This window comes from Paracoccus niistensis (assembly GCF_042432925.1).
Lineage (GTDB): Bacteria > Pseudomonadota > Alphaproteobacteria > Rhodobacterales > Rhodobacteraceae > Paracoccus > Paracoccus niistensis.
In genome coordinates this window covers 38,434-46,354 of sequence record NZ_JBHLWE010000045.1, presented here as the reverse complement: position 1 = coordinate 46,354, position 7,921 = coordinate 38,434, and the positions used below count along the sequence as shown (strand labels likewise).

The 7,921-nt window shown below is 65.7% G+C and carries 8 protein-coding genes; all 8 read right to left on the bottom strand.

Translation table 11 applies throughout. From position 1 onward, the window contains the following. Window positions 1–649: 649 nt before the first annotated feature. The 8 genes from ACFFII_RS15000 to ACFFII_RS14965 all read right to left on the bottom strand — a co-directional run bounded on the left by ACFFII_RS15000 (window position 650) and on the right by ACFFII_RS14965 (window position 7,431). Entirely contained in the window at window positions 650–904 is a 255-nt protein-coding gene (locus tag ACFFII_RS15000) for a hypothetical protein (protein ID WP_377699677.1), read from the bottom strand. A gap of 35 nt (window positions 905–939) precedes the next feature. Then, on the bottom strand, window positions 940–1,473 hold the full coding sequence (locus ACFFII_RS14995) for an HGGxSTG domain-containing protein (RefSeq protein WP_377699676.1): 534 nt from the start codon (window positions 1,471–1,473) through the stop codon (window positions 940–942). A gap of 429 nt (window positions 1,474–1,902) precedes the next feature. Further along, complete coding sequence (locus ACFFII_RS14990) at window positions 1,903–3,420, bottom strand: YfjI family protein (RefSeq protein WP_377699675.1); 1,518 nt, start codon at window positions 3,418–3,420, stop codon at window positions 1,903–1,905. Between the two features lie 56 nt (window positions 3,421–3,476). Beyond that, entirely contained in the window at window positions 3,477–4,361 is an 885-nt protein-coding gene (locus tag ACFFII_RS14985; RefSeq protein ID WP_377699674.1) for a DUF7146 domain-containing protein, read from the bottom strand. Between the two features lie 90 nt (window positions 4,362–4,451). Then, entirely contained in the window at window positions 4,452–4,748 is a 297-nt protein-coding gene (locus tag ACFFII_RS14980; RefSeq protein WP_377699673.1) for a hypothetical protein, read from the bottom strand. A gap of 102 nt (window positions 4,749–4,850) precedes the next feature. Beyond that, on the bottom strand, window positions 4,851–5,042 hold the full coding sequence (locus ACFFII_RS14975; protein ID WP_377699672.1) for a helix-turn-helix transcriptional regulator: 192 nt from the start codon (window positions 5,040–5,042) through the stop codon (window positions 4,851–4,853). A 161-nt stretch (window positions 5,043–5,203) separates the two neighbouring features. Further along, a complete protein-coding gene (locus tag ACFFII_RS14970; protein WP_377699671.1) occupies window positions 5,204–6,115 on the bottom strand; it encodes a hypothetical protein in 912 nt (303 codons plus the stop codon). After that, window positions 6,112–7,431 (bottom strand): tyrosine-type recombinase/integrase, encoded by a 1,320-nt coding sequence (locus tag ACFFII_RS14965; RefSeq protein ID WP_377699670.1) that lies wholly within the window; start codon window positions 7,429–7,431, stop codon window positions 6,112–6,114. Before ACFFII_RS14965 ends, ACFFII_RS14970 begins: the two co-directional genes overlap by 4 nt. Between the last annotated feature and the right edge of the window lie 490 nt (window positions 7,432–7,921).

The window sequence follows — 7,921 nt, the reverse complement described above, 5'->3', positions numbered from 1 at the left end:
CGACCACCGTAAACACAAACCGGGCTCCGGTCGCGGCTGGATGAAAGACCCGTGGCAGGTCAGCTGACACAATCAGGCCGGACAGCACCACCCCATGCGCTTGATTTTCTCTTGTTTGTTTATCAAGCGGCGCGGCCTGCCCAGCGCCTCTAAATCGCTCTAGTTTAGAGAACGCGCTTTCACTCCATGAGGGGGCGGCAGCTTCTTAGGGTTTTCTCAGGGTGCAGGCAAGCCTGCCATCAGGCGGGGGACGTTCAGGTTCTTCCCGGCGTCTGGCCCATGCAGGCGAGCGCAGCGCGCAAAGGGGGCAGCACCAAGCCGCTTTTCGGGGTGTCCAAGGCGTCCGTCCCTATCACCTCATCCCGCGCGCGTCGGCGTCTGGAAATGCGGCCGGCATCTGCACCTTGTCTTTTCGGTCAAGTTGCAACCGATCCCCGCATCCAATCGGCGTCCTTTTTGTTGACTGTAGGTCCGCACCACCGAACAAGGATTTGCCTGATGGTCAATTTCCTGATTTCGACCGCCGTTACGCTGATTGACACCCTGATAATGGTCGGCTTGGCCATGGCTGCCATTTGACGCCATAGTCTGTCGTGCTGCCGCGTTCGCCCCTCGCGGCGGCAAATGCCTGCTCACAGCCTGCCTTGTTTCAAGTCTTCTTTCGCTGTCGGGCGGCGCGCTTGCGGCACCCCTCGCCGCAGTAGCAGGCATCGGCGCGGCGGAACTCGGGCACGGGGCCGCCGCACCAGCGGCACGCCCAGCCGTTCGCGGCCAGGTTCCGCAGGATGCGCTTGGCCCGCGCCATGCGCTGCGTGCGTCCCGACAGCATGAAGGTTTCCACCAGCACGCCCCAGCCGTGGGGGCGCTCCTCGATGGTGATGCCGTGCGGGTCAGGTGCGGGCATGGGCGGCCTTTGATGAATCGCGGGTCACAGCCGGGTCAGGGGCCTGGTTGCCGGTCGGCGCGGAAGCTGACTTGTCCCGCGCCCTGGCCCAGCGGCGGCGCTGGGCTTGGCGAATACGCTCGATGCCCTCGGGCGTGCGCGCTCCGGTGGACAGCCCCCCCATGGAACTTGCAGCGGCGTTTGCCCGGTTCGCTCTTGTTGCGGCAGGACGTGCCCTTGCGGGTCTTGGCCCCGCAGCGGATGCGGCGGCGGGCAGCGCGCTGGGCCTCGCGGTCCTTGAAGGCGGCAAGCTGGGCGGCGGCAAGGGCGTCCATCCGCTCGGCCAAGGATAGCACCCCATCCCCGCGCGGGTGCGTAGTTGTCTCGCTTGCGAGCCGGACAGCCCAGCCCAGCGCCTCGGTCATGCGGACCACCGCCCAGCCGCGCGGGTCCAGATGCGGCGCGGCTTCCCAATACTGCACCGCCGTCCGGCCCACCCCTGCGGTCTCGGCAAGCTGGCGCTGGGTCAGCCCGGCGGCCTTGCCGCGGGCAGCCAGCTCCGCCCCCTTGGGTTCATGGGGTTGCTTCATCGGCAGGGCCTCCCGTCCAGGCAGGCCAATGCCACCTCGCGGCTGCGAGGCCGCCAGCACTTGCCGCAGAACAGCACGTCTCGCGGGCGGTGGCGTTCCAGGTCCCTCATGGCCTCCCAGCGGTCGCCGCTCACCCATTCCCCCGACCAGTCCAGCCGCACCATGCCGCCGGGGGCGCTGGGCGCAGGGGCCGGGCGGGAAGCGGGGCCGCGAAGGGGAAGCACAACGGCACCGCCGGGCATGGGCGCGTTTTCCGGCTCGGAAGGCCGGGCGCGTGCTACTTGTGCTACTTGTGCTGCATGGGCGGGCCTTGGGGCGTGCGGCGCAGCACAAGTAGCACAAGTAGCACCGGGGGCCGGTTCCGATTGCGTTTTCACGGCAGGGACGGCAGGTGCATCGGCGCGGATGCGCGCCAGCGCGGCGCGGGCGTCAAACAGCATGGACGCCCCCTTTCACGATGCGCCAAGCGGTCGAACGGGCTGCGCCCCGCACCACGGTTCCGGCAGGCAGCGCCGCAACCCAGCCGTGCCGTTCCAGCGTGCCCAGCGCGGCAGTGGCCGCCTTGGTTTCCCGCAGAGCGCGGATGGGCGCGTGCTGCACAACATCCCGCGTCATCACCTCGGGGTGGGGCCATTCCTCCACCAGCCAGCGCCGCAGCCGTTCGGCCCGGTCGGTGTCCTCGCTCACCTTCGCGGCGTCCGCCAGCCGCAGCGCCCCGGACAGGTAGAAGTCCGCCAGTTCGATCGCGGATGCCATGTCCTCGGCCTCGACCACCGGGGCGGCCAGGTCGCGCCATAAGGTCAGCACGCCTGCGATGCGGCAGGCTTGCTCGGCGGCCTTGGACGCATAGCCGGTCACGCCCGACATGGCCGCGCCGGGGCGCTGGGCGAGTTCCACGGCGTCCGCGTATTCGGTCAGCAGCGCGCGGGCATCGGGGGCCAGAGGCAAGCGGCGCGGCTCCAGCGCCCGGCTGTCCGGCTCCATCGGCAGGGGCGTGCGCAGGATGGTGCCCAGCCGGGCGGCAAACGCATCTACCGGCCCCGCCCCGTCGCGGGTCAGCCCATGCAGTCGCGTCCCGATGGTGCTGGGCGGCTCGCACAACAGAAAGCGCGGCAGAAAGCCCGTGTCGTCGGCCTTGGGGTCGGCCATGAAGTCGCGCGCCACGCCAGGTTGGACCATGAGATGCACGGCCAGCCTGCGACCATAGAGGGTGAAGGAACCTTCCCCCTGCCGGGTCCGGCGGATGGGATTGCCCTGCCAGAGGTCATTCAGCGCGGCCAGGGTCTTTTGCCGGTTGTCGCTCGACATGGCGAAGCCGCCCAGAAACTGCCCGCCTTCGTCCGAGAAGATGCCAAGGCTCGGCATCCCTTCGGCAAACTTGCGCGTCAGTCCCTCATAGGTCGGTTCCGTCACCGTGCGGTCGGGCGACGGCGGTGCGGCGGGTTCATCCCCCAGCGCCCGCAGGTCGGCCTGCGCCTCGGTCTGGGTCTTGGCGTTCTTGCCCGCCTTGCCCTTCACGGAGGCAATGATGCCGTCATGCTGCACCTTCCAGAGCGCGTGCCGCGTCAGCCATCCCTTCACATCCTCGCGGTGCCGGTCGGCTTCCTCGCGCTCGAAGTCGCGCAAGCCCTGCATAAGCAGCCCGTCACAGGTGGATTTCCGTTCGCCGCTGCGAGCGATGGTCAGGGCATAGAGCGACAGGGGCCGGTCGCCGCCCAACGTCTCGACGTTAGCAAAGCCCTGCACGGCCAACGACGCCACCGCCAGAGCGCTTTGCGCGGGAATGGCGATGGGGGCCAGCGTCATACCTTGCACCGCCGCCACCGCCCCTTGCAGCGGCCCCAGCGCCTGCACCGGATAGGGTTGCCCCGGTGGGATTTCTCGCAGGAGTGGTTGCGGGCCTTCGGGCGTGAAGGGGATGGGTTCGGCAGGGTGATTAAAGGTCATATTCTCCGCCAAAGGGGAAGGCACGGAAAGTTCAGAAAACTCCACATTGGCGGCCATCACGGCGCCCCTTTCAGCATGAGAATGTCGTTCCAGTCCCGGCCATCCGGGGCGGGCAGCAGGCTCACGGTCCAGCCCAAAGCGGTTGCGCGTTCGGCCAGCTTGTGCGCGGCCTCACGGCCTGCCGTGTCGCCGTCCGGCGCGATGGTCAGGCGATGCGGGATGCCGTCCGGCAGACGCAGCCCGCCGATGCCTGCGGCAGACAGCGCCGCCCAGACCGTCGCAGGGCCGCGCAGCAGCCCGCTGGGCAGGCTCAGGGCCGTCTCGATGCCCTCGGCCACCACAAGCGGCCCCGGCCCGTCAGCGACTCGCACAGCGCCGCCCAGCGCCGCGCCCAGCATCGCCTTGGGCGGGTCCACCTCGGCCTTGCCGGTGCCGTCCGCGCGCAGGTAGGTCCGATGCACGGCCAGGCGCGGCAAGCCGTCCACCCGCGCCACCAGCGCAGGCAGGCGCTGGGCCGTCGCGCCGTGCCAGCACTCGGGATGGAAGCGCAGCGTGTCCGGCAGGGGGCAGGTGATGCCCCGCCCCCGCAGGTAGGTATCCGCCAGGGTGCCGGGAACAGGCAGCGCCTCGCGCCAGACAGCCAGCGCCTGCCGTTCCCGCTTCACGGCCTCCGCTTCATCCTCGACCCGGCGGCGGGCAATCTCGGATGCGCTGGGCGGCTGGGGGTGGTCCATCCGGTCCACCAGCCCCCGGTCGCGCAGGGCAGCCAACACGTCCAGGAAGCTGCACCCGGTCTTGCAGTTGAGAAGCAACCGCCCGTCCGGGGCATCGGCCAGGGTCAGGCTGGGCCGCCGGTCGCCATGCGCGGGACAGCAAGCCAGCCCGTAACGGCGATACCATCTGCCGCGAAGGGCGAGGGTCAGGGCGCGCGCGTCAGTCATGCCCGCACCCCCAGACAAAGGCGGCAAGCATGGCGGCTCGGTCGGCGTCGATGCCGTAGCGCTGGCACAGGACAGCAATGCGAAGCGCCATCATGCGGCACCGCCTTTTAGCCCGTCAGCTAGGCTCTTCGCACTGGGCGGGAAGCGCAGCCGGGAAATGTCCGTGCCGGATTCCAGCCGGTAATGCGCCACGTTCTCCGGACCGCGATAGTCCGTCAGGATGGGCCAGCCGTAATCGTCTTTCAGGCGGTGGACGATAGCGGCCAGACGCCAGCCCTTCACGGCGCGGATTTCCGATTTCGTGCTGATGATGCGGCCCCGGATAAGGGCGTCGCAGGTCCAGAACACCTGCGTCGGACTTGAATACCAGCAGTCACTCGATGCCATGTCTCGGCCTCTTTTCTTGAAGGGCCGGGCGCGAAACGGTATGGTGCAGCTATCCCCGCCGCACATGATTACCGCTCCCGCCCTTGCCCGGCGGGGGTTTCGTTATACGGCGGCGGTTGCGCGGGATGCTTCCCACGCCTCGATTTCCGACAGCTTCCAGCGGGTGCAGCCGGGTGTCAGCGTCACCGGCTTGGGAAAGGTCGGGTCAGCCTTCGCCCAGCGCCAGGGCGTCGTGCGGTGGCCGCTGTAACGGGCGGCAAGCTGAATGTCGGACAGGTAGGTTTCGCGAACCATGCGATGCACTCCAACGGATTAGCGTTGGGTGCAATGTGAGGCGCATAATAGGGCCTGCGGAAGCTGGGCAGGTTTCGATAACTACGCCGTCCCTTCGCAGAAACGCAGTCGCCGAAGTAGTGGCGGCTGATTTATTGTATATATAGATCAGTATGTTAGACTTAGGGGTGGGCTGCTTTCACGATGCAGATTTGAGCCTGCCTAGAACGGTATGGTGTCGTCAAATGGCTCATAAACCGCCGAGAAATTACGAACTCCTTCCGGCGACTCATCCTCTCCTTCCTCAGCCTTCCCCCCAGTTGGATTAGCCCCCCCTTGGTTTCCCAGTTCATCACTTTGGCGATTTCCTCAACGGCGGTAGCGGGCGGGATGCCATCTTTGTCAGCGAGTCCATAGTTCACGCCGTTTGCCTGGACCCAAGCTTGGACCGTTGCCTTGACGCTTAGGTTCCGTGCAGGTCGCTTAACTGCCTCCCATGCGGCAACTGCGCATGCGAGCTTTGGAGAGTAGCGAGAATGGTCCTTATCCCTGAAGCCCGCAGCCGGTCGCTCTGGAAAAAAGAAAGTGGGAAACAATCCTTTTGACGCCAACCATCTCTTCAGATCGTCCACGTCCACCACGGTTTCCTCCCAGCACGGCTCCCTCAAGACGTAAAGAGTTGTGGCGTTATGAAGAGCATCGATCTGCCGATTCGAAAATATGGACGCCTTGAAGTCGGAAGCGCGTATGAGAGTATCGAAAGGAACCTTGATTTCATTAAGGTCTGCATCCAGAACCTCGCGACAATAGATGCGCTCCCCCATGACGTTATACCCTCCATTTATCTCAACAGTGTCGCGCGTCCTTACGGCAATCTTTGCGCGCAGCTTATCGCTTAATATCGCGTTTCGTAGAGCCCTGAATGTTGCCTCAAAACCATCATAGTTTTTTAGCTTCACCCATTGGGAAGTCTGGCTGTCGGGGTCATATTCTTCGTATTTCTGTTCTGGATTGTTCCCGGTAATGAGTATCGCGGCGTCGATAACCGACAGTTCGTCAGCCAAACGCCAGTAATCCATTGCAGAAAGGCTCATTTCTTTATCCTCACAATGTTACAACCTGTCCGGCTCCTGGCGGTTAAGTAATCCGCCCATGCCGCCATCATCGCGCGGGGCTTCTCCACCATGTCGCCGCGCCGGTAGGACGCCTCCACCGCGCTTGCCACGCGATGCGCCAGCGCCACCTCGGCCATGTCGCCGGGATAGTGCGTTCGCTCGGCCACCCAGTCGCGGAAGGTCGAGCGCAGCCCGTGCGGCACCGCCGGGCGCTTGCTCACCCGGTCAACGAAGCCCGCAGCACCCGCGTCCACGTCCGCCTGATGCAGCCTCTTCATGGCCGCGCTCAGGGTCATGTCGGACAACTCGCCGCCACGGGCCGCCGGAAACACCAGCGGGTTGTCGGCAAAGCGCGGCAGGGCTTGCAGCAGCGCCACCGTGTCGGGCGTCAGCGGCACCCGATGCTCGCGCTCCATCTTCATCCGCGCTGCCGGGATAATCCAAAGCGCAGCCTCAAGGTCGATTTCATCCCAACGCGCTCCGCGCACCTCTTGCGAGCGGGTGGCGGTCAGAGCGGCAAACTCCAGGGCACGCGAGCCCATGCCGTCGCGCTGGCGCAGGGCCGTGAACCAGCGTGGCGCGTCGTCGATCTGCACCGCCGGCTGATTGCCCACCTTTGCCACCTTGGACGGGGCGGGCAGCAGTTCCTTCAGGTTCCCGGCCCAGCGCGCCAGGTTGTCGCCCGAGCGGTGCCCGGCCACGGTGGCCCAAGACAGCACCGCCTCAATGCGTCCGCGCAGACGGGATGCGGTCTCGGTCCTAGCTTGCCAGAAGGTGCCGCCCGCGTCGTCAACCAGCTGGGTCAGCACCCGCAGCACGTCCTGCGTGCCGATGTCCTGCACCAGCATGGGGCCAAGGTCCGGCAGGGCGTAGCTGTCGAGCGTGTTGCGCCATTGCTGGCGGTGCTTGGCGTTCCTGAAGGCGTCCAGCTTCGCCGCAAGGTAGCGGTCCACGGCACCCGAGAAGGACAAGACCCGATGCTGGGCGGCTATCAGGGCAGCCTTGGCGGCCTTGCGTTCCTCCACCGGGTCGATGCCGCGCCGAATCAGGTCTTTAGCCTCCCGCGCCCGGTCGCGGGCCATCGCCAAGGTCACATCGGGATAGCCGCCCAAGCCGATTTCCCGGCGCTTGGCCCCGACCTGCACACGCAACAGCCAGGTGCGCCCATTGTTCGGCGTGATTTGCAGGTGCAGCCCCGCAACGCCACCCACGGGAAACAGGACGTTCCGGCCCCGGCCAGGATGCTCAAGCCGCTTCACCTCTATGGCGGAGAGTTCCGCAGCCATCTTCGGCATTTCGCACCCGGCATTTTACCCCACATGCACAATGCAACATGGTGCGACAGCGCGCGACAGGTGGCGACAGGCAGTCCCGCTTTTTGTGGGGTGCTGAACGAGGGTCGCAACGACATGCTACTGATAAAACATGAAAATAGCTTGATTCGTCTCCGCCATATATTCTCCTGTTTTCTTGTCAGTCCTCCCGTTGGGAGGAGTCGCTTTCCGCTCGTGCTCTTTCGCGCATAAAAGTGTGGTCTCGGGAAGTCTGACTCATCCACTCGGAGCTGGCGTCCATGACGGCAGCAGATCATCCTCCCGGCCTTGATCGTCACCCTCCGCACCGGCCGGATCGCGAGCCGGGCGGTGGAAAGCCGTAGGCCAGTTAAGGGCTGACGAGCGCTGCCTGAGACATATATACCAGCCCTGTCGCGTTGACGTGATGTCCGTTCTGCTCTGCATGGGAACCAAGCGCTTGCCGCGAGGCTTGGCTCGGACCCATATTAAC

What these genes read in the sequence shown, in the direction of transcription:
- ACFFII_RS15000 (WP_377699677.1), bottom strand. Translation starts at nt 904, where the DNA reads ATGCCCGCACCTGACCCGCACGGCATCACCATCGAGGAGCGCCCCCAC.
- ACFFII_RS14965 (WP_377699670.1), bottom strand. Translation starts at nt 7,431, where the DNA reads ATGCCGAAGATGGCTGCGGAACTCTCCGCCATAGAGGTGAAGCGGCTT.
- ACFFII_RS14970 (WP_377699671.1), bottom strand. Translation starts at nt 6,115, where the DNA reads ATGAGCCTTTCTGCAATGGATTACTGGCGTTTGGCTGACGAACTGTCG.
- ACFFII_RS14985 (WP_377699674.1), bottom strand. Translation starts at nt 4,361, where the DNA reads ATGACTGACGCGCGCGCCCTGACCCTCGCCCTTCGCGGCAGATGGTAT.
- ACFFII_RS14975 (WP_377699672.1), bottom strand. Translation starts at nt 5,042, where the DNA reads ATGGTTCGCGAAACCTACCTGTCCGACATTCAGCTTGCCGCCCGTTAC.
- ACFFII_RS14990 (WP_377699675.1), bottom strand. Translation starts at nt 3,420, where the DNA reads ATGACCTTTAATCACCCTGCCGAACCCATCCCCTTCACGCCCGAAGGC.
- ACFFII_RS14980 (WP_377699673.1), bottom strand. Translation starts at nt 4,748, where the DNA reads ATGGCATCGAGTGACTGCTGGTATTCAAGTCCGACGCAGGTGTTCTGG.
- ACFFII_RS14995 (WP_377699676.1), bottom strand. Translation starts at nt 1,473, where the DNA reads ATGAAGCAACCCCATGAACCCAAGGGGGCGGAGCTGGCTGCCCGCGGC.